The 23,571-nt window shown below is 64.1% G+C and carries 28 protein-coding genes; 11 read left to right on the top strand and 17 right to left on the bottom strand.

The annotated features are described in order from the left end of the window. Positions 1-89 precede the first annotated feature (89 nt). Entirely contained in the window at positions 90-344 is a 255-nt protein-coding gene (locus K3179_RS06655; protein WP_221563286.1) for a GlsB/YeaQ/YmgE family stress response membrane protein, read from the top strand. A gap of 80 nt (positions 345-424) precedes the next feature. Further along, positions 425-676, top strand: coding sequence for a hypothetical protein (locus K3179_RS06650; protein ID WP_221563284.1), 252 nt, complete (start codon positions 425-427; stop codon positions 674-676). A 69-nt stretch (positions 677-745) separates the two neighbouring features. Here the strand turns inward: K3179_RS06650 and phhA are convergent, their stop codons facing one another. Beyond that, a complete protein-coding gene (gene phhA, locus K3179_RS06645) occupies positions 746-1,687 on the bottom strand; it encodes a phenylalanine 4-monooxygenase (RefSeq protein WP_221563282.1) in 942 nt (313 codons plus the stop codon). Positions 1,688-1,743: 56 nt separating this feature from the next. On the opposite strand from phhA, the gene ppk2 reads away from it, so the two are divergent. Beyond that, complete coding sequence (ppk2, locus tag K3179_RS06640; protein ID WP_345722280.1) at positions 1,744-2,514, top strand: polyphosphate kinase 2; 771 nt, start codon at positions 1,744-1,746, stop codon at positions 2,512-2,514. On the opposite strand, the gene K3179_RS06635 is transcribed toward ppk2, so the two are convergent. The 6 genes from K3179_RS06635 to K3179_RS06610 all read right to left on the bottom strand — a co-directional run bounded on the left by K3179_RS06635 (position 2,511) and on the right by K3179_RS06610 (position 7,610). Further along, positions 2,511-3,365 (bottom strand): HTD2 family dehydratase, encoded by an 855-nt coding sequence (locus K3179_RS06635; RefSeq protein WP_221563280.1) that lies wholly within the window; start codon positions 3,363-3,365, stop codon positions 2,511-2,513. The genes ppk2 and K3179_RS06635 overlap by 4 nt on opposite strands. Further along, positions 3,365-4,597, bottom strand: coding sequence for an acetyl-CoA C-acetyltransferase (locus K3179_RS06630; RefSeq protein WP_221563278.1), 1,233 nt, complete (start codon positions 4,595-4,597; stop codon positions 3,365-3,367). Before K3179_RS06630 ends, K3179_RS06635 begins: the two co-directional genes overlap by 1 nt. 3 nt (positions 4,598-4,600) lie before the next feature. After that, complete coding sequence (locus K3179_RS06625; RefSeq protein WP_221563276.1) at positions 4,601-5,827, bottom strand: CoA transferase; 1,227 nt, start codon at positions 5,825-5,827, stop codon at positions 4,601-4,603. A 3-nt stretch (positions 5,828-5,830) separates the two neighbouring features. Continuing rightward, entirely contained in the window at positions 5,831-7,012 is a 1,182-nt protein-coding gene (locus K3179_RS06620) for an acyl-CoA dehydrogenase family protein (RefSeq protein WP_247712898.1), read from the bottom strand. 3 nt (positions 7,013-7,015) lie between these two features. Then, the gene (locus K3179_RS06615; RefSeq protein ID WP_221563274.1) at positions 7,016-7,216 is read right to left on the bottom strand and encodes a hypothetical protein; all 201 of its coding nucleotides are present in this window, start codon (positions 7,214-7,216) and stop codon (positions 7,016-7,018) included. Between the two features lie 103 nt (positions 7,217-7,319). Then, a complete protein-coding gene (locus tag K3179_RS06610; RefSeq protein ID WP_221563272.1) occupies positions 7,320-7,610 on the bottom strand; it encodes a hypothetical protein in 291 nt (96 codons plus the stop codon). A 129-nt stretch (positions 7,611-7,739) separates the two neighbouring features. Here K3179_RS06610 and recQ point away from each other — a divergent pair, with 129 nt between their 5' ends. The 7 genes from recQ to asd all read left to right on the top strand — a co-directional run bounded on the left by recQ (position 7,740) and on the right by asd (position 13,239). After that, positions 7,740-9,524, top strand: coding sequence for a DNA helicase RecQ (gene recQ / locus K3179_RS06605; protein ID WP_221563270.1), 1,785 nt, complete (start codon positions 7,740-7,742; stop codon positions 9,522-9,524). A gap of 92 nt (positions 9,525-9,616) precedes the next feature. Beyond that, positions 9,617-10,507 (top strand): SPFH domain-containing protein, encoded by an 891-nt coding sequence (locus tag K3179_RS06600; protein ID WP_221563268.1) that lies wholly within the window; start codon positions 9,617-9,619, stop codon positions 10,505-10,507. Positions 10,508-10,532: 25 nt separating this feature from the next. Then, entirely contained in the window at positions 10,533-10,736 is a 204-nt protein-coding gene (locus K3179_RS06595) for a type II toxin-antitoxin system antitoxin (RefSeq protein ID WP_221563266.1), read from the top strand. A 1-nt stretch (position 10,737) separates the two neighbouring features. Then, a complete protein-coding gene (locus K3179_RS06590; protein ID WP_221563264.1) occupies positions 10,738-10,995 on the top strand; it encodes a hypothetical protein in 258 nt (85 codons plus the stop codon). Positions 10,996-11,058: 63 nt separating this feature from the next. Further along, positions 11,059-12,042, top strand: coding sequence for a right-handed parallel beta-helix repeat-containing protein (locus K3179_RS06585; protein ID WP_221563262.1), 984 nt, complete (start codon positions 11,059-11,061; stop codon positions 12,040-12,042). Between the two features lie 46 nt (positions 12,043-12,088). Further along, a complete protein-coding gene (locus tag K3179_RS06580) occupies positions 12,089-12,352 on the top strand; it encodes a DksA/TraR family C4-type zinc finger protein (RefSeq protein WP_221563260.1) in 264 nt (87 codons plus the stop codon). 26 nt (positions 12,353-12,378) lie between these two features. Further along, positions 12,379-13,239: an archaetidylserine decarboxylase gene (asd, locus tag K3179_RS06575; RefSeq protein ID WP_221563258.1), complete on the top strand. Its 861-nt coding sequence runs from the start codon at positions 12,379-12,381 to the stop codon at positions 13,237-13,239. Here the strand turns inward: asd and K3179_RS06570 are convergent. The 8 genes from K3179_RS06570 to pabB form a co-directional block, all read right to left on the bottom strand. After that, entirely contained in the window at positions 13,218-13,718 is a 501-nt protein-coding gene (locus K3179_RS06570; RefSeq protein ID WP_221563256.1) for a GNAT family N-acetyltransferase, read from the bottom strand. The genes asd and K3179_RS06570 overlap by 22 nt on opposite strands. Then, positions 13,715-14,824, bottom strand: a complete 1,110-nt coding sequence (gene ribA / locus K3179_RS06565) for a GTP cyclohydrolase II (RefSeq protein WP_221565409.1) — start codon at positions 14,822-14,824, stop codon at positions 13,715-13,717. The genes K3179_RS06570 and ribA overlap by 4 nt, the downstream gene beginning before the upstream one ends. Further along, the gene (gene xth, locus K3179_RS06560) at positions 14,773-15,570 is read right to left on the bottom strand and encodes an exodeoxyribonuclease III (protein ID WP_221563254.1); all 798 of its coding nucleotides are present in this window, start codon (positions 15,568-15,570) and stop codon (positions 14,773-14,775) included. Before xth ends, ribA begins: the two co-directional genes overlap by 52 nt. 264 nt (positions 15,571-15,834) lie before the next feature. Continuing rightward, positions 15,835-16,497, bottom strand: coding sequence for a LolA family protein (locus K3179_RS06555; RefSeq protein ID WP_221563252.1), 663 nt, complete (start codon positions 16,495-16,497; stop codon positions 15,835-15,837). Positions 16,498-16,574: 77 nt separating this feature from the next. Next, the gene (gene rpmG, locus K3179_RS06550) at positions 16,575-16,742 is read right to left on the bottom strand and encodes a 50S ribosomal protein L33 (RefSeq protein ID WP_100259870.1); all 168 of its coding nucleotides are present in this window, start codon (positions 16,740-16,742) and stop codon (positions 16,575-16,577) included. Positions 16,743-16,885: 143 nt separating this feature from the next. Beyond that, positions 16,886-17,290: an alternative ribosome rescue aminoacyl-tRNA hydrolase ArfB gene (gene arfB / locus K3179_RS06545; RefSeq protein ID WP_221563250.1), complete on the bottom strand. Its 405-nt coding sequence runs from the start codon at positions 17,288-17,290 to the stop codon at positions 16,886-16,888. Then, complete coding sequence (locus K3179_RS06540) at positions 17,290-17,952, bottom strand: RluA family pseudouridine synthase (RefSeq protein WP_221563248.1); 663 nt, start codon at positions 17,950-17,952, stop codon at positions 17,290-17,292. The genes arfB and K3179_RS06540 overlap by 1 nt, the downstream gene beginning before the upstream one ends. Next, a complete protein-coding gene (pabB, locus tag K3179_RS06535) occupies positions 17,953-19,761 on the bottom strand; it encodes an aminodeoxychorismate synthase component I (protein ID WP_221563246.1) in 1,809 nt (602 codons plus the stop codon). It lies immediately after the preceding gene. A 108-nt stretch (positions 19,762-19,869) separates the two neighbouring features. Here pabB and K3179_RS06530 point away from each other — a divergent pair, with 108 nt between their 5' ends. Further along, positions 19,870-21,396 carry a helicase HerA-like domain-containing protein gene (locus K3179_RS06530; protein ID WP_221563244.1) on the top strand — a complete coding sequence of 509 codons (1,527 nt, stop codon included), beginning with the start codon at positions 19,870-19,872 and terminating at the stop codon, positions 21,394-21,396. On the opposite strand, the gene K3179_RS06525 is transcribed toward K3179_RS06530, so the two are convergent. Both K3179_RS06525 and K3179_RS06520 read right to left on the bottom strand, forming a co-directional pair. After that, entirely contained in the window at positions 21,393-22,793 is a 1,401-nt protein-coding gene (locus tag K3179_RS06525; RefSeq protein WP_221563242.1) for a sensor histidine kinase, read from the bottom strand. The genes K3179_RS06530 and K3179_RS06525 overlap by 4 nt on opposite strands. Then, the gene (locus tag K3179_RS06520) at positions 22,793-23,527 is read right to left on the bottom strand and encodes a response regulator (RefSeq protein ID WP_221563240.1); all 735 of its coding nucleotides are present in this window, start codon (positions 23,525-23,527) and stop codon (positions 22,793-22,795) included. Before K3179_RS06520 ends, K3179_RS06525 begins: the two co-directional genes overlap by 1 nt. Between the last annotated feature and the right edge of the window lie 44 nt (positions 23,528-23,571).

Genomic DNA, 23,571 nt, shown 5'->3' with positions numbered 1-23,571 from the left:
ACCGGCCCTGCCACCGTTCCGTCATATTTGTGGAACCAATGGCCGCAAGCGGCTTTTTATTGGGCACGAGTAGACCGCAAGGACTGACTATGGGTTTGATCATTCTGATCGTTACCGGCGCCCTCATGGGATGGCTTGGATCGATCGCACTCAAGATCGAAGATGGCCGCGCCATTCTTCGCAACGTGCTGGCCGGCATCGCCGGTTCGCTCGTTGTGGGAATTGCGACGTCCGGCGGTGTCTTCCTCGGAGCGATCCGGGCAGGCACGCTGCTGTGGGCCATTCTCGGTGCGATAGTGGTGGTCGGGCTCTACAATGTCGTGCGGCAGCGGGTCCTGCACTGAACAGCGCATTTCCGACTATCGTTTGACGAAATCCGGATGGCTCAATCCTGATGCCAGCCGCTTACAAAGGGGAAACCACAATGAAGTTCACCAAAGTAGCCCTCGTCGCTTCTGCAGCAGCCATGAGCCTCGGCCTCGCAGCATGCGACAGCGCCGCAGAAAACGAAGCTGAAGCCAACATCGAAGAGATGGAAGACGCTCGCGACGCGCAGGTCAATGAAATGGAAGCCGCCGGCGAAATCACCGACGAGCAGGCCGACGCCATGGACGACCAGACTGATGCCATGGAAGAGTCGATGGAAGAACAGGCTGACGAAATCGACGAGATGTAATCTCGAAGCTTTCCAAGCTTTTCAAAACGAAGCGGCCCCGGAGCGATCCGGGGCCGTTTTCGTTTGCGATCAGACCGGCTTCGCGCCCGATCCGCGCCCGCCGCGCAAGGTGTATTCGAGCGTACCGCGGTTCACCACGTAGTCGACGTCGATCACGGCAGTATTGGCATAGGTGAAGCCCGGCCCGAGGCTGTTGTAGAGCTTGTCGAAATCCCTTTCGACCGTCTGGCGATAGAGATCCTCGAAGCTGGAAATGACGAAATAGGTCGGCTGCAGGTCGCTGATCACGTAATCGGTGCGCATGACCCTATCGACATTGAGCATGATGCGATTGGGGCTTTCCGCCTCTACCGAATAAACCACCTCCGTCGGGCCCGACAGTATGCCGGCCCCATAGGCGCGGATGTCGCCGGGCTGCTCCTCGATCAGGCCGAATTCGACCGTATACCAGTAGAGCGAACCGAGCGCCTTCAGCCGGTTGTAGCGCATCGCCTTCCAGCCGGCGCGACCATATTCCTGCATGTAATCGGCATAGACGGGATCGGTCAGCATGGGCACGTGACCGAACACGTCGTGGAAGACGTCGGGCTCCTGGATGTAGTCGAAGGTCTCGCGCGTGCGGATGAAATTGCCGGCCGGGAAGCGGCGATTGGCGAGATGCCAGAAGAAGACGTGATCGGGGATCAGCATGGGCACCGGCACCACGCTCCACCCCGTCAGCTTGTCGAGTTCTTCCGAAAGCTTGCCGAACTCAGGCACGCCGCCGCGCCCGAGGTTCAGCTTTTCGGTGCCTTGCATGAAAGCGGTCGCTGCACGGCCCGGGAGCACATCCATCTGGCGCGCGAACAGGTCGTTCCAGATCGCGTCGTCTTCGCTGTCGTATTCGGTCTGCTTCGGCTCCAGCCAGTCGTCGCCAACATGCTCCGGCTTTTTCAGCGGGGCCGTGAAGACGTCGTCCGGCAGGTCCGGAAGCTGCGAAAAGTCGTGTTCGGGTTTTGCAAGTGTAGCCATATCGTTGCCATTGATACTAGCATACGCAGCCGGACACAAACCGATCGGAGCAGGGTGTGAAGAAGAGCGAATACGAGGACGCGATCGAACCCATGCAGGAAGAGCTTGTCGGCATGGCGCGCTGGGCGATGGCAACCGGTCAGCGGATCGTCGTCCTGTTCGAAGGACGCGATACCGCCGGCAAGGGCGGCGCGATCAAGGCCGTGCGCGAACGCCTCAATCCGCGCCAGTGCCGCATCGTCGCCCTCTCCAAGCCCAGCGAGGAAGAGCGCAGCCAATGGTATTTCCAGCGCTACGCCAAGCACCTCCCTTCCGCTGGCGAAATCGTCCTGTTCGATCGCAGCTGGTATAACCGCGCGGGGGTGGAGCGGGTCATGGGCTTTGCCGACGATGGCCAGATCGATGATTTCCTGCGCCAGGCCCCGGCGTTCGAGAAGCTGCTGGTCGATGACGGAATACTGCTGTTCAAATACTGGCTCGGCACCGACCAGGAAAAACAGGAAGACCGCCTGCGCGAACGGCTGGAAGACCCGCTGAAGCGCTGGAAACTCTCGCCGATCGATCTCGCCGCGCGCGGGAAATACGACGACTACACGCGCGCCCGCGAGGACATGCTGGCAGCGACCCACACCGAATGGGCGCCGTGGACGCTGGTCGATTTCAACGACCAGAAGCGCGGCCGGTTGACGCTGGTCCGCAATCTGCTGGATCGCCTGCCCGATACGCGGGTGGAACCGCCGTCGATCGACTTTCCCGATCTGGGTCACGATCCGGTAGAGGAGACCTACGGATCGCTCAAACCCATTGCTGATTATCCGGTCGACTAGGCCAGGGTCGCGCCTGCCTTCACCGCCTGTCGCCCATCTCCGGCGAAGGCTCCCATTTCGATCCCTTCGTCGCCTTCGCGCAATGCGAGGTGCAGCGGCTCACCCGCTATTGCCGGGCTCGTCCCCCGGAAGGTGAAGCTGGCAAGTCGGTTCTCGCCGTATTTTTCGGCGGCGAGCTGTAGCAGCAGGCTGGCACTGAGAGGACCGTGGACGACCAGACCGCGATAGCGCTCGATATCGCGCGCATAGGGAGCGTCGTAGTGGATGCGGTGGGTGTTGAAAGTCAGTGCCGAAAACCGGAACAATAGGCGCTCGTCGGGAACGAATTCGCGGTGCGTGTCCCATTGCGAGGGGTCGAAACTGCCCTCGCCAGCAGGCGGCGGAGCCAGGGGCGCGTCTGTGGCGAGTGCTTCGAGGTAGACGACGCTCTGCCGCTCGCTGACCGCCAGCTTGCCATCGGCGCTGGTCTCGTGATCGATCTCGACGAAAACCATCTCGCCCCTGCTGCCCGACTTGGGCGTTATCGAAGCAATGCGGCTGGAGCGCTCGATCGTGGCTCCGACGGAGATGGGGGCGTGGAACTGCATCGCGCTCGACGCCCACATGCGGCGCGGAAGCGGAATGGGCGGCAGGAAGCTGGCCTCGCTCTGATCGCGCGTCGGATGGCCGTCTTCTCCCAATTGCGAAGTCCGCGCCTCGGGCGTGCAGAGGCACAGGTGAATGCCCTGCGGCATCTGCGCGTTCGTCGGCGCATCGCGATCGAACGTCGCGCACCAGCGCGCGGCAAGCCCCGGATCGAGCCGGTCCGCGCTACGCTGTTCGCGCCCGACCCATGCCTGCCAGTCGCTCATCAGGCAGCGCGCTCGAACACGGCGGCCATGCCCTGTCCGCCGCCGATGCACATGGTCTCCAGCCCATACTTCACCTCGCGGCGCTGCATCTCATGCGCCATGTCGGCCAGGATGCGGATGCCGGTCGCGCCGATTGGGTGGCCGAGCGAGATGCCCGAGCCGTTGACGTTGACGATGTCGCGGCGGGCGTCGTCCTCGGCAAAGCCCCAGCCCTTCAGGACGGCGAGCGCCTGCGGGGCGAAGGCTTCATTGAGTTCGATAAGGCCGATATCGTCCCAGCCGAGGCCGTTGCGCGCGAAAAGCCGCTCGACCGCCGGAACCGGACCGATACCCATGCGGCTGGGATCGCAGCCCGCCGCGCTCCACGAATGGAACCACAGGATCGGCTCGAGGCCGAGCTCCTCGACCTTGTCTTCGGCGACGACGAGGCAGGCCGCTGCGGCATCGTTCTGCTGGCTGGCATTGCCTGCCGTCACGATGGCTTGCGGATCACGCTTCAGGTCGATCGCGCGCAGCTTGCCGAGGCTCTCCATGTCGGCATCGGCGCGGAAGCCTTCGTCCTTGGCGAAGACGACCGGATCGCCTCGGCGTTGCGGGATCTCGACCGGCACCAGCTGATCGTCGAACTTGCCCTCTTCCCACGCCTTTGCCGCGTTCTGGTGGCTGCGGACCGCGAAAGCGTCGGAGGCCTCGCGGCTGATATCGTAATCCTTGGCGAGGTTTTCGGCCGTCTCGATCATGCCGGTGATGACGCCGAAACGCTCGATCGGCTGGCTCATCAACCGGCCGCGGGTGAGGCGGTCCCACAGGACCATGTCGCCCAGCCGCGCGCCGTGGCGGGCCTTGGTCGTGTAGTGTTCGACATTGGACATGCTCTCGACGCCGCCAGCCAGCACGCAATCGGCCATGCCGGTCTGCACCATCATGGCGGCCGTAGCGACGGCCTGAAGTCCCGACCCGCAGCGCCGGTCGAGCTGCATGCCGGGCACTTCGATGGGATAGCCCGCGGCAAGCCAGCTCCAGCGCCCGATGGCAGGCGCCTCGCCGCTGCCGTATCCCTGGCTGAAAACCACGTCGTCGACGCGCATGGGATCGACACCGGAACGCTCGACCAGCGCCTTGATGATGACCGCACCCAGGGCGCCCGCCTCGAGCGGTGCGAGGCTGCCGAGGAACTTCCCGACGGGAGTGCGCAAGGGCTTGCAGATGGCAACGCGGCGAAGCTGGGTCATGATTTAGTCCTTATCGGAAAGGCGGGCGATATCGCGATCGACCAGCACGCCGATGGCGCCCGAAGACAGGCCGAGACGTTCCGCGAGCACTTCTTCGGTATGCTGGCCGAGGTAGGGTGCAGGTGCAGGCTCTCCCGCATCGCGTCCCGGGATATTGGCGAAGCTGCGGGTGGCGGGATATTCGAAGCCGGAGGGGTTGCCGGACGTCCGCGTGAAGAGTGGATTGTCATCGACCAGCACCGGATCGTTAGCCGCTTCATGCATGGTGCGATAGCGCTCGAAGGTGCAGCCTTCTGCCGCCATCCGGCGTTCCAGCTCGGGCCAGTCCATCGTCCCGGCGCGCGACTGGAAGAGGTCGAACAAGGCATGGCGATGCTTGAAGCGCGGGTCGTCGCCATCGGCGAAGCGTACGCCGCATTCCTTCTCCAGCGCGGCGATTTCGTCTTCCACGCCGAACGCCTTCACCAGCCCCGCCCACTGCTTCGCGGTGAGCGCGGCGACCATGAAGCGCGTGTTGTCGAGACTGCGGAAATCGCGCCCGAATGCCCCCCAGATCGCGTTACCGAGCCGTTCGCGGTCGGCCCCGCGATAGAGCATCTCGGCCATGGCACCGCTATTGGCGACCGTGCCGATCGCGACATCGCCCAAGGGCACGCGCAATTGGCTGCCCGCACCGGTGTGATCGCGGTGGCGGATCGCGGCGATGAGCGCGAAAGCGCAATAGGCCCCGGTGATGAAATCCCACGCGGGCAGTACCTGGTTGACCGGCGGCGCGGTTGCCTCGTCCCAGTCCTCGGGCCCGCACATCAGCGGATAGCCGCTGGCCGCATTGACGGTGAAGTCCATCGCCTGGCGCCCGTCATGCCAGCCCATGATGCGCACGCTGACAAGGTCGGGGCAGCTGGCCGCCACTGCCTCATGCGAGAGGAAGCTTTTCTCTGGCAAATTGGTGATGAGGTTGCCGGTCTTCGCCGAAAGCTCCACCAGCAACTCGCGCCCTTCCCCGCTGCGCAGGTCGAGTGCGACCGATTTCTTCGCGCGGTTGAGGTTCTCCCAGCTTAGCGAGCGCCCCTCTTTCGTGAGCATGTAGCGGTCATAATCGAGCCCGCCTTCCTTGTGGTCGACGCGGATCACCTCCGCCCCCATCTGCGCGCAATATAACCCTGCGGTAGGGGAGGCGACGAAGCTGGACGCCTCGATAATGCTCAGGTCGTTGAGTAGGCCGTACACGCCTCAAACGCTCTGCGCATATTCGCGCAGCATCCGCTTGGCGATCTGCAGCTGGAGGATTTGCGTGGTCCCTTCGTAGATGCGGTAGATGCGTGCATCGCGGAAGAAGCGTTCTGCATCGTATTCGGCGAGATAGCCCGCGCCGCCATAGATCTGCACCACGCGGTCGACCACGCGGCCGCACATTTCGGATGCGAAGACCTTGAAGGCGGCGGCATGTTTCACGGTGTCCTCGCCGCGGTCCACGCGCGCGGTGACGTCCGCCATCATCGCTTCGGCGGCGTAAATCTCGGTCCAGCTTTCGGCCAGCATCTGCTGGATCAGCTGGAAATTGGCGATGGGTTCGCCGAACGCCTGTCGCTCGTTGGCATATTTGATCGCGCTGTCGAGCGCACGGCGCGCATAGCCCGCGCTCGCCGCCCCGACGGAAATCCGGCCATTGTCGAGGCTCATCATGGCAAAACGGAAACCCTGTCCGGTTTCCCCGCCGAGCAGGGCATCGCCCGGCACATGCACGTCGTCGAGCATGACGTCGGAGATGTGGCTGCCCGCCTGGCCCATCTTCTTGTCGGGGCTGGAGGTCGACATGCCCGGCGTGTCCATCGGCACGATGAACGCCGAAACATGGGCGTTCTTGGGCAGCGCGTCCTTTTCCGTGCGCGCCATGATCAGCGCTACGTCGGCGTGCGGCGCATTGGTGATGTAACGCTTGGTCCCGTTGAGGATCCAGCCGTTGCCGTCCGGATCGGGCTTGGCGAAGGTCTGCATCGCGGCGCTGTCACTGCCGCTGCCCGGCTCGGTCAGGCCGAAGCAGGCAATCTCTCCGGCGGCGATGCGCGGCCACCATTCGGCCTGCTGTTCGGGCGTGCCGCCGTTCTTGATCGCGGAATTGAACATGCCGACATTGATCGAGAAGATGGAGCGATAGGCCGGTGCGGCATAGGCCATGGTCTGCATGACCTTGGCGTATTGCGTGATGTTGAGGCCCGCCCCGCCGAAGTCTTCCGGCACTGTCAGTCCGAACAGGCCCATGTCCTTCATCTCGGCCAGGATATCGTCGGGCACCTTGTCCTGTTCGATGACGTCCTTTTCAGCCGGGATCAGCCGTTCGCGGACATAGCGTTCGAGCTGGTCCAGGAACTGGTCGAAAGTCTCGGCATCCATTCCGGGATTGGGTGTCGACATTGGCTATTCCTCTCCTGCCTCGGCATCAATTTGCGGAACCTCTTCGGGTCCGGTTTCGAGACGCGCGTCGTCCAGCATGCTGGCAGCATCTTCGAGCGCCTGCGCTTCGTCCGCAGTCACTTCGGCAGGCGCGGCGGGGGGCTCTTCGCTACATCCGGCGAGGGCGAGTGCGGCAAAGCCCGCAAGTGTTTCGAGTCGTCTCATCGAAGACAGACTAATCCCGCGCATCGGCGGGGCAAAATCCGCTACGGCAAGCGATGGGACGGACACGCTACTCGCGCCCGTCCCCCGTTCGCCAGGCTAGCGATTACTGGTTTTCTTCGGCCATCGCATCGAGCGCGGCTTCGGCCGTGGCAGCGGCGTTGTCGCCGGCAGCTTCGATCGAGGCGCTCTCGGCAGCTTCTGCAGCCGAATTGTCGACTTCCGCCGGTTCGTTCGCGGCAGTATCTTCCACCGGCTCTTCGGTCACCGGCTCGAGCGCTTCGTCGGCAGCAACTTCGACCGTGTCGGCCTCGGCTTCGGTCGACGCGTCGTCGGCACTGCCGCAGGCGGCCAGCGCCAGCGAAGCGGTTGCAGCGGCAAGGATACGGAACTTCATGTGTCTCTCCTGATAAAAGCGCCGATCGGCGCTGTCGGATGGGTCGTTAATATGCACCGGCCCCAAGGTCCAAGGGGAAAATGCAGCCAGGCCGCTTGCGCCATCCGCGCGAGGCGGCGAGAGGGTTGCATGCCCCCGCTCGATGGAGACAATCTGGACCGCGCCCGCGAGGCCTTGCGTTCGACTTTCGGCTTCGACGGATTCCGCGGCCGGCAGGAAGATGTCGTAGAGCGTGTCCTGGGCGGCAAGTCCACGCTTGCGGTCATGCCAACCGGTGCGGGAAAGTCGCTGACCTACCAGCTTCCGGCGGTCATGATGCGGGGCACCTGCATCGTCATCAGCCCGCTTATTGCCCTGATGCACGACCAGTTACGCAGCGCGCGGGCCAATGGCATTCGTGCGGCAACGCTGACGAGTGCCGATGCCGACTGGCGCGAAACGCAGGATGCTTTCCGGGCGGGACAACTGGACCTGCTCTACGTCGCGCCCGAACGCGCCAGCCAGCCGGGCTTCCGCGACATGCTGGGCGCTGCCCCGCTGGCCCTTTTCGCAGTCGACGAGGCGCATTGCGTGTCGGAATGGGGGCACGACTTCCGTCCCGATTACCGCCAGCTGCGCCCGTTGATGGATGCCTTTCCCGATGTGCCTCGCCTCGCGCTGACGGCCACCGCCGACCGGCAAACGCGCGCCGACGTGATGGCGCAACTGGGCGTACCGGAAGACGGGCTGGTGCTGGCAGGCTTCGACCGCCCGAACATCCGCTATGCGATCACCCCGCGCGACAATCCCGTGCGGCAGATTACCGACCTCATGGCCCGCCAGCCCGGCCCCGGCATCGTGTACGCCCAGACCCGCCGCAAGGTAGAAGAGCTGGCCGAGAAGCTCGCTGCTGCAACCGGCCGGTCGGTGCGCCCCTATCACGCGGGCCTCCCGGCAGAGACGCGGGCAGCGAACCAGGCCGCCTTCGTCGAAAGCGAGGACATGGTGATCGTCGCCACGATCGCTTTCGGCATGGGGATCGACAAGCCGGACGTGCGCTTCGTCGCCCATGTCGGCGTGCCGAAGTCGATCGAGGGCTATTACCAGGAAACCGGCCGTGCCGGGCGTGACGGCGACCCGAGCCTTGCGACGATGTTCTGGGGTGCGGCCGATTTCGCCACGGCTCGCCAGCGCCTGATGGAGTTGCCCGAAGCGCGCCGCAGCGCCGAACGCGCGCGGCTCGATGCGCTTGCCGGACTGGTGGAGACACCGGGTTGTCGCCGCGCGGTCCTGCTGCGCCATTTCGGGGAGAACCCGGACGAGACTTGCGGCAATTGCGACAATTGCCTCGATCCGCCCGATGTCACGGACACCACCGAACTCGCGCGCAAACTGCTCTCGGCGGTCTACCGCACCGGCCAGAGCTTCGGCATGGGACACCTGCAGAAAGTGCTTGTCGGTGCCGAGGACGAGCGCGTGCGCCAGCGCGGACACGACCGGTTGAGCGTGTTCGGTATCGTCGAGGGCGAGGACGTCCGCCTCCTGCAACCGCTCGGCCGCGCGCTCCAGGCGCGAGGCGATCTCGTGCCGACCGAACATGGCGGCCTCTCGCTGGGCGGCGCGGCGCGCGAGATCATCAAGGGCGAGCGCAAGGTCGAGATCATCGTCCCGCCCAAGCGCAGCCGCAGGCGGCGTGGCGAAGCGGCAGCCAATCCGGTCGGCGATCCCTTGTTCGAGGCATTGCGCGACCTGCGGCGCGATCTCGCCAAGGAGGCGGGCGTCCCGCCCTATGTCGTGTTCCACGATTCGACCCTACGCGAAATGGCTGCAACGCGGCCCTCTACCCTGCCCGAACTGGGCCGAATCGGAGGTGTCGGAGCGCGCAAGCTCGACGCTTATGGCGAGCGCTTCTTGGCGGAGATCGCCCGCCACTGACCGGATGTTCTTGACCGCCACCGCGTCCTGATATATTTATGATATCATATTTATATAACAGGAGGCAGGTTATGTCGGTGGAATTGTCCGGAATGAAAACCAGCCGCGAAAGCGCGGCGACAAGCTACAATGGCTATTTCATGTTGCTGGTACTGGTCGGCCTTATCGCCGTGCTGGCACTTGTCCTGCCCGGCCTTGCACCGGAAGACGGCGCGGCATCGGGAGCGAAAATCCTCTTCCTGGTGGCGCTGTCCACTTCGGTTATCGGCGTCGTCATCGTGGGCCTCGGCTTCTTCATGATCCAGCCCAACCAGGCGGCGGTCATCACCCTGTTCGGCGAATACAAGGGCAGCGAGCGTACCGAGGGGCTGCGCTGGGTGTGGCCGTGGATGGGCAAGAACAAGATTTCGGCCCGTGCGCACAACATCCATTCCGAGCGCGTGAAGATCAACGATTTGCGGGGCAATCCGATCGAGATCGCCTGCAACGTGGTCTGGCGCGTGCGCGACACGGCACAGGCGAGCTTCGATGTCGACGACTACAAGGAATTCGTGAATATCCAGATCGAGGCGGGCCTGCGCACCGTCGGATCGCGCCATCCCTATGACGATTTCGAAGGTGAGGAAGTGACGCTTCGCGGCGGCGGCGACGTGGTCAACCGCGAACTGCTGGAAGAACTCAACGACCGTCTCAAAGTCGCGGGCATCGTTGTCGACGAGGCAGGTCTCACGCATCTCGCCTATGCGAGCGAGATCGCCAGCGCCATGCTCAAGCGCCAGCAGGCGGACGCCATTATCGCCGCGCGCACCAAGATCGTGCTCGGCGCCGTCGGAATGGTCGAGGACGCGCTGACCAAGCTGAGCGAAGACAATATCGTCGAGCTCGACGACGAGCGGCGCGCGGCCATGGTGTCGAACCTGATGGTCGTGCTGTGCGGCGAAAAGGACGCGCACCCGGTCGTGAACGCCGGCTCGCTGTACTGATTGCAAGGACGAGCGGAGAGGCCTGATGGCCAAACCACCAGCCAAGAAAGCCTTCGCCCTGCGTCTCGACCCGGCAGTCCATGCCGCGGTCGAGCGCCTGGCGGCGGACGAATTGCGCAGCGCCAATGCGCAGATCGAAATGTTGTTGCGCGAGGCTCTGAAAAAGCGCGGGATCGATGTCGCGATCAGCAAGCAGCCCAAGCGCGGGCGCCCGAAGAAGGATGACTGACATGAAGGACGATAATCCCTGGTTCGCGCCCAAGCGCTTCGGTTATGGCGCAGGAATGCCCATCGCCTGGCAGGGTTGGGCGCTGCTGGGCGTGTATACGCTTGTCATGCTCGCCCCGGCACCTGTGCTGGAGTGGGATCCGGTTATCGGGCTCGGGTTTGCGATCGTTGTCTGGCTGCTCGCCACCCTCGCCGTGGTCTTCATCGCGAAGCACAAAACGCGTGGCGGGTGGCGCTGGCGCCATGGCGAGGAGGATTGACATCCGCACCCGCCCGATCATCCTGTTTGCGTGATGTTAACCATTAAGTCCTACGCAATTACGATGGTTTCGCCCCTCGCCTCTGCTGCCGGACGCCTGCCACGCTGGATCGTGGCCGGGGTCGCGACGCTGGCAGTCGGCGCCATCCCGCTCGCTGCGCTGATGGCCCAGCCGGTCGCGGGCAGCTTTACAGTGCAGGAAACGGGCCGCAGCTATGCGCTGCTGCAGGACGCGGTCGCAGCGATCGGGGACGGCTCGGGGACTATCGTGGTGGCACCCGGCGTCTACGACCAGTGCGCGGTCCAGAAAGCGGGCCGGATCGAATATCGTGCGGCTGAGCCTGGCACTGCGATCTTCGACGGTGGAATTTGCGAAGGCAAGGCGGCCTTGGTCCTGCGCGGCGAAAGCGCGGCGGTTCGGGGCCTCACCTTCACCAACATGCATGTGCGCGAATACAACGGCGCCGGCATCCGCCTCGAAAACGGCGAACTTGCCATCGTGCAGAGCTGGTTTCGTGACAGCGACCAGGGCCTCCTGACCGTGAACGGCAAGTCGAACCGGATCACTATCGACAAATCCACCTTCACCCGGCTCGGGACCTGCGAAGGACGCGGCGGGTGCGCCCACTCCATCTACGTGGGCGATTACGGCGAGCTGGAAGTGACCCGCAGCCGTTTCGAACAGGGCCGCGGCGGGCATTACGTCAAATCGCGCGCCAGCCGGAACCGCATCGCCAACAACAGTTTCGACGATACCGGCGGGCGCGGCACGAATTACATGATCGATCTGCCCGAAGGCGGTTCGGGCATGATCAGCGGCAACTGGTTCGTGCAGGGCAAGGACAAGGAGAACTGGTCCGCTCTGATCGCGATTGGCGCGGCAGGCGGGAAATACTCGTCCGACGGGCTGGTCATCCGCGACAATGACGCACGCCTTGCGCCTGGCATTACTCGCAAACCCGCCTTCATTGCCGACTGGACCGGGGACGCGCTCGCCATCGGCGAGAACAGCCTCGGCGCCAATATCAAGCCTTTCGAAAGCCGCTGAGGAACACCCTCGCCTCCCGCATCGTTGATGGGGAAAGGAGCGAGACATGGCAGGCGGATGGGCGCGGGATGGCGCCGTTCAGGACCAGATTGACGACACGGTAAGCGACGCGGTCAGCGCCGCCCGCGCACGTATGCCGCGCGGCGACAGCGCGAAATACTGCGATGAATGCGGCGAACCGATCCCTAAAAAGCGCCGCGACGCCCTGCCTGGCGTACGCACCTGCGTGGCCTGCCAGTCAGCGCGCGATGCCACCTCCCGCCAGACCGGCATCAATCGCCGTGGCAGCAAGGACAGCCAGTTGCGCTAGGGCGCAATTCGGTTCACGGCCCGCGCATGACATCACCCTTCATCTGGCTCCAGCACATGCTGCCGCATCATGCCGTATCGCGCATGGCAGGCACACTTGCATCGAGCGAGTCACGACCGGTCAAGAACCTGCTGATCCGCCGCTTCATCGATGCCTATGACGTCGACATGAGTGAAGCGGCGCGCAGTATCGACGAATACCGCAGCTTCAACGACTTCTTCACCCGCGAACTCAAGCCCGGCGCGAGACCCCTTGCCGATGCGGAGGAATATATCCTTTGCCCGGCGGACGGTGCGATCAGCCAGATCGGCAGGATCGAAGGCGGTAAGATATTCCAGGCCAAGGGTCGGCATTTCACGGCCAGCCAGCTGCTCGGCGGGGACGAGGACGCCGCACGCCGGTTCGAGGGCGGCAGCTTCGCCACGGTATACCTGAGCCCGCGCGACTATCACCGGGTCCATATGCCCGCAGCAGGCCGGCTCACCAGCGCGACCTATGTACCGGGAGACCTCTTTTCGGTGAACCAGGTCACGGCGGAGAATGTCGACGGCCTGTTCGCGCGTAACGAGCGCCTCGCCTGCCTGTTCGATGGCCCCGACGGCTGCTTTGCGAGCGTCATGGTCGGTGCGATGATCGTGGCGGGGATCGAGACGGTGTGGTCGGGATTGGAAGAAACCCATTCGCCCAAGCTCAAGCGAACCGATTTTTCCGGTGGCGCACACCGTTTTGCCGCGGGCGACGAAATGGGCCGGTTCATTCTCGGGTCGACCGTCGTACTGCTGTTCGAACCGGGCCGGGTCGAATGGCTCGGGCAGTTCAAGGCAGGCGACAGTGTCCGGATGGGCGAAGCGCTTGGTCGGCGGCTTCAGCCGAACGCGGGGGCGTAGCTCACGACACCTGTCGGCGCGTCGCCGGTAAGGACCAGCCGCTGGAAATATTCGGGCGGGGGTCCAGGGTATTCAAGGCGCGGATCATGCTCGAAACCGAAGCGCGAATAATAGGCCGGATTGCCCAGTAGCATGATGCCGGCGGCCCCAATTTCCCGCATATCCGCAAGGGCTCGCTGCATCAGGCGCGAGCCGATCCCTTTGTGTTGCAAGGCAGGCAGGACGGAAATTGGCCCAAGGCCATACCAATTGCCGGCATTCCCATCGATGGTGACCGGCGATACCGCGACATGTCCGACGATGCGTTCGGAATCCTCCGCCACCAGCGATAGCGTCAAGTCGCCATCCTTTCGAAGCCGGTCGACGATTGCAACTTCCGAACCGTCGCTGTGCTTTTGACCCCTGAAGGCGGCCTCGGTTACGACGGCGATAGCTGCGTGATCGGGCGGCCTTTCGGGCCTGATCGCCACGGCACTCACGGTAGCAGGTGCCCGGCGCGGTCCCGCTTGGTCGCAAGATAGCGGGCGTTGTGCGGATTGTCCGGCAGGGCGTGCGGCACGCGTTCGTCGATTTTGACGCCATGCGCGGCCAGCGCATCGACCTTGGCCGGGTTGTTGGTCATCAGGCGGATGCTGCGCACACCGAGGAGGTCGAGCATTCTTGCCGCGGTGGGAAAGTCGCGCGCTTCGTCCGGCAGGCCCAGCCGCGTGTTCGCATCGACCGTGTCGAAGCCCTGGTCCTGCAGGCGGTAGGCGCGCAGCTTGTTGATCAGGCCGATGCCGCGTCCTTCCTGCCTCATGTAAAGAAGCACACCCCAGCCGCCATCTTTCGCCTCATGCGCCATTGCGTGAAGGGCCGCGTCGAGCTGCGGCCCGCAATCGCATTTGAGGCTCCCGAGCACGTCACCGGTCAGGCATTCAGAGTGGAGGCGCACCAGCGGCGGCTTGTCCGACCGTTCCTTGCCGATGACCAGCGCCACGTGCTCGCGCGTATCGTCGGGATGGCGGAAAGCCACGATCCGCGCATCGGGCGCAGCATCCACCGGCAGGGCCGCGCGAGAAGCGATGCGCAGGGTGTTGGCTTGCGAAAAAGCGTCCAGGTCCGACGCTTCGAGGTGCACGGCCTCTCCCGCACCTGCCGGGTCGACGAGAAAAGCGGGCAATATCCCGGCGATCCGCGCCAGTTCGAGCGCTGCAGCGGCCTGCTCTTCCCACTCCAGTGCGAGCGCCTTGAACGGCCCCTTCATCGGCTTGGTCAGGTCGAGCGCGGGATCGGCAATTGCCAAGGCTGCTGGCAAGTCGAAAGTCTCCGCCCCGCGGAGCAGGACCGGCTGGCGCGGCGCAGCCGCCTCGCGCTGGTTCGCCAGCTTCAAGGTCGCTGCGCGGGTGGCGGAAATCAGCATCTCGCCCGCCGTCACTTCACCGAACGCGGTCTCGACTGGCTGCAGCAGCGGCGCACCGGCGATTGCCAGCGGCCAGCCATGCCTCAGCGCATCGACGGCCTGTGCCGCCCGGCGGGAAGGCGATGGCTCGCTCAGAGAGAAAACTCCGTCACCAGCGGCACATGGTCGGACGGCTTCTCCCAGTCGCGCGCATATTCATGGACCGAGTGGCCGGTCGCCTGTTTCGCAAGTTCCGGGCTGGCCCACATGTGGTCGAGCCGGCGACCGCGATCGTTGGCCTTCCAGTCCTTCGCCCGGTAGCTCCACCAGCTGTAATAGCGTTCGGGCGCAGGTATGTGTTCGCGGCCGATATCGGCCCAGCCATGGGCGTCCATGAACCGCTGCAGAGCGTCGACCTCGACCGGAGTATGGCTGACAACCTTGAGCAGTTGCTTGTGGTTCCACACATCGCTTTCGAGCGGCGCGATATTGAAATCGCCCACGATCATCGTCGGCCGGTCGATCTTGTCCGCCCAGCGCGTCATGCGCTCCAGAAAATCGAGCTTCTGGCCGAATTTGGCATTCTTCTCGCGATCGGGTTCGTCACCGCCAGCGGGGACATAGACGTTCTCGACGATCATGCCTTGGTGGGCCGGATCGGTCAGTTCCACGCCGACGTGGCGCGCCTCGCCATTGTCCTGCCAGTCATGCTTCGAAAAATCGCGGAAGGGGATTTTCCCGACCGTCGCCACGCCATGGTAGCCCTTCTGCCCGTGGATCGCGAAATGCTCGTAACCGAGTTCGCGGAACGCCTCGAAGGGGAACTGGTGCTCCTGGCACTTGATCTCCTGCAGGCACAGGATGTCGGGACCCTGCTCCTCGAGGAAGCGGGCGACGATCGGCATACGCAGGCGGACGGAATTGATATTCCAGGATGCAACAGAAACCATGGCCGCCGAGATAGGGTGGCGAGACGCGGCGGTCCACCCTGTCGCACACAACAAAAAACCCTCGAGCCGGGGGCAAATGGCTCGAGGGTTCCTTGTGAGCGTTCGTCACGCTTGGAACGAAGCGGTTTGAGGGGTGGCAATCAACAGGGGGGAAATTGCCGTCCGCCGCTTCGTAGACTTATAAATAGGACCGATCGTCTTGCTGCTCAATGAACATCGAGCCGCCGGAAGTCGTATAAGACGAACGCTTCGTCGCCAGTCCGTTTATCCCGGACGACGGGACGTTTTGCGCGGGTCCTTGAAGGTGAACGCGCTGTCGGCAACCGACACGCCATAACGGTGGTTGCGCAGGCGCACGGTGGTGCGGTGATTCTGTGCATCGAGCGCGACCCAATGGGTCAGCCTGAGGCCGCCGGGAGCGCTACCGTCACGCGCGAAGATGAGAGTGATCGCACCGAATTCGGGACGCTTGGGATCGCGAACCTCGATGCTGACGACATCGCTGTGTCCGGTCGGGACCAGCTTGCCGTAGCGCTTAACATCGCGGCTGGGATCGAGCAGGGCGCCGAGAGGCGAATTCTTGATCGGCCAGCGCTGGACCTGGCTGACCTCATAATCGACCATATACATCGATTTGCCGTTTGAGACGACGAGCAGGGGAACGCCCTTTTCGTACTCGAAACGGATCTTGCCAGGCCGCTTCAGCGTCATGACGCCCGAAACGGACTGCCCGTTGCGGTCGGTCTGGACGAAGTTGGCCTTCATGGTGGAGATGCCGCGCAATGCGTCGACCGCGCGGTCGAGATCGCCTGCCGCCGCTTCCACCGGGGCGGGGGCTGCCAGAAAGCTTGCCGGAATCGCAGTGGCCACCGCAAACGCGATGGCCGAGGCGAAGGGTCGATTCTTGAAAAGGGTCAAGGTGTTCATGCTCCACGATTTAGCGTCGGAGCATTGAACTGTCACTGAACTGCGTGCGTTCCCGCGGTTCAGCTTGCCGGATCAAATTACTTGATCTTGGCTTCCTTGAACTCGACGTGCTTGCGCACGACCGGATCGTACTTCTTGAAGGTGAACTTCTCGGTGTGATTCCGGGGGTTCTTCTTGGTCACGTAGTAGAAGCCCGTGTCGGCGGTCGAGACGAGCTTGATCTTGACGGTTGCGGGCTTCGCCATGGCGTGTTCCTAAAGATCTCGTTGCAAGGGCCGTCCCGCGAGGGAAACCGGCCGAAAAAATAAGGGCGGCGCAGGTCGCACCGCCGTCCGGCGCGCCCTTTGTGTGATTCCCGGTGAAAAGTCAAGCATTGGCGCGCACTGCGTCAGAGCTGGACCTTGCCCCGGTTGGCCTTCACCTCGCCCCGCGCCTTCTTGGCCTTGAGGCGTTTCACCTTGCCGACCCGGTTGACGCGGCTTTTCTTGCGCTTCTTGGGCGGGGTCAGGGCTTCCGTCAAGATCGCCGCCAGCCGGGCGCGAGCCGCTTCGCGGTTGCGTTCCTGCGTGCGATGTTCGTTCGCGGTGAGGACGATCTCGCCGTCCTGCGTCAGCTTGCTGCCCGCAATATCCTTCAGCCGGTTGAACGCATCGGGCGGCATGCCGAGCTGGAACACATCGACCCGCAGCTGAACTGCGGTCGCCACCTTGTTGACATTCTGCCCGCCGGGTCCGGAGGAGGCGATGAACTTCTCCTCCGCAATCGCATTCGCCTTGTCGACGATGCGGCCCATTATTCCGCGTCGTCGGCGAAACCGAGGGCTGCGAAATCGCGCGGCATCGGCGCAGTTGCCTCGATCGTCGGTTTCTTCTCGCGTGGGACGACGAGACCGGCCGCGTGCAGCATGGTGCGCGGCGCGCCCTTGCCCGAACCGTAGACCGGATCGCCGAGCAGCGGCATGCCTAGCCCCGCCTCGCAATGGATGCGAATCTGGTGCGTACGCCCGGTTTCGGGCCTGAACTCGACCAGCGCATGGCCGCCGCTCTCGCCAATGACCTTCCAATGCGTGACGGACGGCTTGCCCTTCTTGGCCGCGATCATCCGCCAGCCCTTTTCGGCGCTGCTGATCTTCGACAGCGACAGTTCGATCGTGCCCTCCGTTTCCGACGGGACGCCCGTCAGGATACCGAGATAACGCTTTTCGACCACGCGGTCTTCGAAGGCCTTGGAGAAGCGTTTCAGCGACTTGGGATTGCGGGCCAGGAGCAGGCAGCCGCTGGTATCGGTATCGAGCCGGTGTACAGGCGAGGGATCGCGCTGGAAGCCCAGACGCAGCTGCTCGAAATGATCCTCCAGGCACCGCCCGCCCTTCTTCGGCCGGTCGACCGGCAGGCCGGCAGGCTTGTTGATGACGAGCGCTTCGCCGTCTTCGAACAGGATCGGGATATCGGTCATTCAGTCCTTCAGTTCCGCACGCACCATCTGGCGCAGCGCATTGCCGAGGAAGAAACCGTCCTCGAGATCGGAAATCGTAAGCTCCGCTTCCTTCGCACTGCCCTCTGCAAGCAGGCTCTGGCGCAGCACGCCGGGAAGGAGGCCAAGTTTGGCAGGCGGTGTCAGGAGGACACCGTCGCGCTCGACGAAGATATTGGTGATGCAGCCTTCGGTGACAAGGCCGTCCTCGCGAACCAGCAGGCACTCCTGCGCGCCATGGTGCCGGGCGACGGCTTGTGCGTCCTCGTAGAAACTGCGGTCGGTGGTCTTGTGGCGCAGCCGCCAGTCGCCCGGATCGACTGGCAAGGGCATGACGATGCACTTCGCCGGTTCCGGCCAGGGCGCGGGCATCTCCTGCACTTCAAGCGCGAGAGCTCCCGAGCGCGATGCCAGCAGGCGAATCCGGCTGGGTTTCTCGACCACGAAGCACAGCGCGTGCAACTGGTTGCGCGCCTCGTGCCGGTCGAAGGAGAAGCCGAGCACGCCCGCGCTCTCCTTCATGCGCAGGAGATGCTCTTCGAGATAGGCGATCCCCTCGTCGGGCGAAAAACGCATCGTCTCGATAAGATCGAACTGGGCTGCGCGGTGATCGGGCGACGAAGCGCGAGCGAATGCGCCCTTGAGGATCGCCTCGCGCCACTCCGTCCGGGCTTCGCTGTCGGCCACGATTGCCCCGCCGACACCCAGCACGGCCTTGCCGCGCCCGTTCTCTATCTCGGTCAGTCGCAGCGTGCGGATCGCCACGTTGAAGGCCGCGTCACCATCGGCACCGATCCGTCCGATCGCTCCGCAATAGGGGCCGCGGGGATCGCGCTCGACCTCGTCGATCAGCTCCATCGCGCGGATTTTCGGGGCGCCGGTGATCGATCCGCACGGGAAGAGTGCCTTCACGAGGTCGATTGCGCCAGCATCCGCCTTGAGCCGGGCGCGGACCACGCTCACCATCTGGTGGACGGTGGGATAGCTTTCGATCGCGAAGGGTTCGTCGACCCGCACGCTTCCCGCCTCGGCCACGCGGCTGAGATCGTTGCGCATCAGGTCCACGATCATCAGGTTTTCGGCCTTGTCCTTGACCGATTGCGCCAGTTCATCTGCGAGCGCCGCATCCTGCTGCGGGTCCGCCGCGCGAGGGCGCGTGCCTTTCATCGGCTTGGCCTTAGCTTCGCGGTCCTTGAGCGACACGAATAGCTCGGGACTCAGGCTGAGTAGCCAGTGCGAGCCGTCGAAAATCACCCCGCCATAACCCGCCTGTGCGGCAGGCCTCAGCGCAGCATAAAGCCCCAGCGGATCGCCGGTGAAATTTCCCGAGAGCTGGAAAGTGAGATTCGCCTGGTAGATGTCGCCTGCGCGGATCGCTTCCTGCAGGCGCTCGAATGCCTCGGCATAACCACCCGGCGACAATTGCGGCTCCAGCGGACCGACGCCTCCCGCACCGGCAGAGCGTTCGCGCAGCCAGTCCGGCATATCCTCGGCCGCGATCCGGGTCGGCTCATCGAACAGGCCTAGCCACACCAGCGGACCGGACGCCCCCGTCTTCGCTGCGGCGCGATGTTGAAGGCGGCCTTCAAGCGCGAGCCCTGCCTCGTAGGCGATAAAGCCGGCCAGTTCGCCGCCTTCGCGCCGCGCCTGCTCCGCAGCCTCCAGCGTCGCTGCCACGTCTCCGGGCCGCGAGGCGACGAAGACCGCGCGCGGCCGTTCGAACAGCAACGCGTCCGCCGCACCATCGCTGCGTGCATCGTCGAGTAGAACGAAAGGGTCGCGCCGCGCCATATGCCCTGCCTTTACCGCAGCGGCAGGCTATGTCGAGGGATAGCTTGACCCTGCCGCCTCCACTGCGCCAAACCGCGAGCGAGACATGTTAAGAGGGATACGGGCCGGATGAACGATATTTTCCTTGGATTGGGCGGCAATGGAGAAAAGCAGTATCTCAGGCTTGCGCAGGCCAATCGCCATGGATTGATCGCCGGTGCCACCGGGACCGGTAAGACGGTCACTCTCCAGGGCCTTGCAGAAAGCTTCTCCGCACGCGGCGTCCCTGTATTCGTGGCCGATGTGAAGGGTGACCTTTCAGGCATTTCCATGGCCGGCTCCCCCCAGTTCAAGCATGCCGACAAGCTGGAAGGCCGCGCGAAGGACCTGGGCATGGACGACTATGCCTATGCCGATAATGCGGCGGTGTTCTGGGATCTCTATGGCGAAAAGGGCTTCCCCATCCGCACGACGATTTCGGAAATGGGCCCACTGCTGCTGGCGCGCCTGCTGGACCTCAACGAAACGCAGGAAGGCGTGCTCAATATCGTCTTCCGCTATGCCGACGAGAACAACCTTCTGCTGCTCGACCTTGGCGACCTGCAGGCAATGCTGACTTTCGCCTATGACAACGCCAAAGACCTGTCCGGCAAATACGGCAATGTTTCCAAGGCCAGCGTCGGCGCGATCCAGCGCCAGCTGCTGAGTTTTGAAAGCCAAGGCGCGGACGAATTCTTCGGCGAGCCCGCGCTGGAGATCGACGACTTCCTCGCTACTGATGAAAAAGGCCGGGGTGTGATCAACGTGCTGGCCGCCGACAAGCTGATGCGCAGCCCGAAGCTCTACGCAACCTTCCTGCTCTGGCTGCTGGCCGAACTGTTCGAAACGCTTCCCGAGGTCGGCGATCCGGACAAGCCGAAGCTGGTGTTCTTCTTCGACGAGGCACACCTGCTCTTCGACGATGCGCCCGAAGCACTGGAAGAAAAGGTTGAGCAGGTCGTGCGTCTCATCCGGTCGAAGGGCGTGGGCGTCTATTTCGTGACGCAGAACCCTATCGACATCCCGGAAAAGATCGCCGGCCAGCTGGGCAACCGCGTCCAGCATGCACTGCGCGCCTTCACCCCGCGCGACCAGCGCGCGATCAAGGCCGCCGCAGAGACATTCCGGATCAATCCGGACCTCGACGTCGAGCAAGCGATCACTGAACTCAAGGTAGGCGAGGCGCTGGTTTCCACGCTGGACGAGGACGGCGCACCATCGGTCGTGCAGCGCACGCTGATCAAGCCGCCCCACTCGCGCCTCGGCCCGGTGACAGAAAAAGAGCGCAAGATCGTGAACTCGGTCAGCGAGCTGGACGGGAAATACGACGAAGCCGTCGATCGCGAGAGCGCGGAAGAAGTGCTCGCGGCAAAGACACTCGACGCGGCCGAAACCGCCAAGGAGGTCGAGGAAAGGGGCGAGGAGGAGGTGCGCAAGCGCGAACGCAAGACGCCGTCGATGTGGACCAAGGCGGGCAAGGCTGCGGCGACCGCTGCGGCAGGCTCGCTCTCCTCGGTGGCCGTTGCCGCAGTCCTCGGCAAGAAGTCGCGCGCCGATCCGGTACGCACAGGCCTCAATGCCTTCGTGCGCAATATCGTCGGCGGGCTGATGCGCTAGAGCGGCAGACGCAACTCGGCACGCAGGCCGCCCTGCTGCCGGTTTTCCAGCACCAGCGAACCGCCATGCTGCTCTGCAACGGCGCGCGTGATGGTCAGGCCGAGACCGGCGCCGCCTGTGGCGCGATTGCGGCTTGCCTCGCCGCGAGTGAAAGGTTCGAGCATTTCCGCGATGCGCTCCTCGGGAATGCCGGGTCCGTCATCCACGACGCGGATCACCGCTTCATTGCCTTCGCGCAACAGTGCGATCTCTGCCGTCCCGCCATAGCGCAGGGCGTTGGAGATGAGGTTGCGCACGCCCCGTTTCAGCCAGGTGAGGTGCACAGGCGCGGGCACCCGCTGTCCTTCGAGCAGCGCGACCGGCTGGTTCATATCCTCGAATTCCTCGACCACCGACACCAGCAAGGCATAGAGATCGGTACGCTCCGCAGGGCGATCGGCGCGGCCGATGCGTGCCAACAGGAGGATCTCGTCGAGCGTTTGCGTTATCTCTTCGATCGAATCCGCCATCTTCGCCCGCAGGCCGTCGTCGCGGATCGCCTCGATCCGAACCCTCAGCGCGGCCAGCGGCGTCTTCAGGTCATGGCCGATGGCGCCCAGCATGACGTCCTTTTCATCCAGCATGGCAGCGATGCGCGCTTCCATCGCATTATGCGCCGCGATCAGGCTGCGAATATCGTCGGGCCCGCTCGGCTCAATCGGGGTAATGCTGCCCGGATTGGACGAAAACCGTTCGGTCTGGCGCGTCAGCCTCGCCAAGGGCCGGGTGATCCGGCGCAGCAGGACGAACAGGACCGTCATGACCAGGATGAAGATCACCAGCGTTTGGGCCGCAGTAACGAGGAAAACCCTCCGGTCGTCGCGCGGAAACGGTACTCGGGCGACGTGCCATGCGCCGCCTTCTTCCCACTGGACTGCAGCGACGAATACCTTCCGGTAACCTCGGACCATTTTGCGCGATGCCGGGGTCCAGTCGCGAACCCGCTGCATCACCACTGGATCGTCGTCGGTGGCGCGAATGGTCGCAAGCACGGCATGCGGTTCGCGAACGAAACCCGTCAGGCGCGCTGCAATGGCCGTCGCCAGAGCCTCGTCCGAAGTCTCGCCCGGCAAGAGGGGAAAGGCTTCTGTCACCTCGCCCCGCATCCAGCGGCCACCCAGTTCGCGCCGGTCTGCCCGGAAACGTCGGCGATCCCCTTCGAGCACCGCTTCGCCGCGAGCCTGGCGAAACACCGGCGCACCCCACAAGGAAAGCTGGGCGGCGCTGATCAGCGCTTCTTCGCGCCGCTCTTCGGCGATGCGATAGAGAAGTCCGGTCGTCACCAGTTGCGCCAGCAGGAGCGCGCCGGCGACCGCCAGCAATGTCTGGCCCAGCAGGCTCCTGGGAAGAAACCGCATCAGGCTTTGTCCGGCGCCTTGCGCGTGACATCCGCGCCGAACCGGTAGCCGCCGCCCCTCACCGTCTGTATGAAACGCGGGTTGCGGCTGTCGGCCTCGATCTTGCGGCGCAGGCGGCTGACCTGGTTGTCCACCGCGCGGTCGAACAATTGCGCCTCGCGCCCCTGGACCATGTCCAGCAGCCGGTCCCGGTCGAGCACCTGGCGCGGGTGGTCGCAGAATGCACGCAGCATCCGGAATTCCGCGGTCGAGATCGGCACCAGGGTGCCCTCGGGATCGGTCAGCCGGCGCTTGAGCGGGTCGAGTGTCCAGCCGTCGAAGACATAAGCGAGATCGTCTGCAGGCTCTGCGCCAGTGCGCTCTGCCCGGCGAAGGACGGAGCGTATCCGCGCCACCAGTTCGCGCGGTTCGAAGGGCTTGGTGACGTAGTCGTCCGCCCCGATTTCAAGGCCGATAATTCGGTCCATCGCCTCGCCCTTGGCGGTCAGCAGAATGACGGGAAGCTGGCGACTTTCGACGAGGTGCCGGCAGAGCGACAGGCCGTCTTCTCCCGGCATCATGATGTCGAGCAGGACAAGGTCGGGCCGATCGCTCTCCAGCCGCGAGCGCGCCCGCGCTGCACTTTCGGCCTCCAGCACGACGAACCCCTGGCCGGAGAGATATTCCGCCAGGGGTTCGCGCAGGCTGGCTTCGTCGTCGACCAGCAGCAGGGTGATGGGCGCAGCATCGTTCATGCGGGACCTATGCACTCGCTTTGCGGTGAACGAAACAGAAAGCC

The organism is Qipengyuania intermedia, from assembly GCF_019711615.1.
GTDB lineage: Bacteria > Pseudomonadota > Alphaproteobacteria > Sphingomonadales > Sphingomonadaceae > Qipengyuania > Qipengyuania intermedia.
Note: the sequence above shows the minus strand (reverse complement) of the source record. Positions and strands in the feature narration are given on the sequence as shown.

Coding starts and splice junctions, on each gene's coding strand:
- K3179_RS06650 (WP_221563284.1), top strand. CDS start 425: ATGAAGTTCACCAAAGTAGCCCTCGTCGCTTCTGCAGCAGCCATGAGC.
- K3179_RS06590 (WP_221563264.1), top strand. CDS start 10,738: ATGAAGGACGATAATCCCTGGTTCGCGCCCAAGCGCTTCGGTTATGGC.
- asd (WP_221563258.1), top strand. CDS start 12,379: ATGACATCACCCTTCATCTGGCTCCAGCACATGCTGCCGCATCATGCC.
- K3179_RS06610 (WP_221563272.1), bottom strand. CDS start 7,610: ATGAAGTTCCGTATCCTTGCCGCTGCAACCGCTTCGCTGGCGCTGGCC.
- K3179_RS06525 (WP_221563242.1), bottom strand. CDS start 22,793: ATGCGGTTTCTTCCCAGGAGCCTGCTGGGCCAGACATTGCTGGCGGTC.
- recQ (WP_221563270.1), top strand. CDS start 7,740: ATGCCCCCGCTCGATGGAGACAATCTGGACCGCGCCCGCGAGGCCTTG.
- xth (WP_221563254.1), bottom strand. CDS start 15,570: ATGGTTTCTGTTGCATCCTGGAATATCAATTCCGTCCGCCTGCGTATG.
- K3179_RS06580 (WP_221563260.1), top strand. CDS start 12,089: ATGGCAGGCGGATGGGCGCGGGATGGCGCCGTTCAGGACCAGATTGAC.
- K3179_RS06600 (WP_221563268.1), top strand. CDS start 9,617: ATGAAAACCAGCCGCGAAAGCGCGGCGACAAGCTACAATGGCTATTTC.
- K3179_RS06520 (WP_221563240.1), bottom strand. CDS start 23,527: ATGAACGATGCTGCGCCCATCACCCTGCTGCTGGTCGACGACGAAGCC.
- K3179_RS06630 (WP_221563278.1), bottom strand. CDS start 4,597: ATGACCCAGCTTCGCCGCGTTGCCATCTGCAAGCCCTTGCGCACTCCC.
- K3179_RS06555 (WP_221563252.1), bottom strand. CDS start 16,497: ATGAACACCTTGACCCTTTTCAAGAATCGACCCTTCGCCTCGGCCATC.
- K3179_RS06615 (WP_221563274.1), bottom strand. CDS start 7,216: ATGAGACGACTCGAAACACTTGCGGGCTTTGCCGCACTCGCCCTCGCC.
- K3179_RS06530 (WP_221563244.1), top strand. CDS start 19,870: ATGAACGATATTTTCCTTGGATTGGGCGGCAATGGAGAAAAGCAGTAT.
- K3179_RS06595 (WP_221563266.1), top strand. CDS start 10,533: ATGGCCAAACCACCAGCCAAGAAAGCCTTCGCCCTGCGTCTCGACCCG.
- K3179_RS06635 (WP_221563280.1), bottom strand. CDS start 3,365: ATGAGCGACTGGCAGGCATGGGTCGGGCGCGAACAGCGTAGCGCGGAC.
- rpmG (WP_100259870.1), bottom strand. CDS start 16,742: ATGGCGAAGCCCGCAACCGTCAAGATCAAGCTCGTCTCGACCGCCGAC.
- arfB (WP_221563250.1), bottom strand. CDS start 17,290: ATGGGCCGCATCGTCGACAAGGCGAATGCGATTGCGGAGGAGAAGTTC.
- phhA (WP_221563282.1), bottom strand. CDS start 1,687: ATGGCTACACTTGCAAAACCCGAACACGACTTTTCGCAGCTTCCGGAC.
- K3179_RS06655 (WP_221563286.1), top strand. CDS start 90: ATGGGTTTGATCATTCTGATCGTTACCGGCGCCCTCATGGGATGGCTT.
- K3179_RS06585 (WP_221563262.1), top strand. CDS start 11,059: ATGGTTTCGCCCCTCGCCTCTGCTGCCGGACGCCTGCCACGCTGGATC.
- K3179_RS06620 (WP_247712898.1), bottom strand. CDS start 7,012: ATGTCGACACCCAATCCCGGAATGGATGCCGAGACTTTCGACCAGTTC.
- pabB (WP_221563246.1), bottom strand. CDS start 19,761: ATGGCGCGGCGCGACCCTTTCGTTCTACTCGACGATGCACGCAGCGAT.
- K3179_RS06540 (WP_221563248.1), bottom strand. CDS start 17,952: ATGACCGATATCCCGATCCTGTTCGAAGACGGCGAAGCGCTCGTCATC.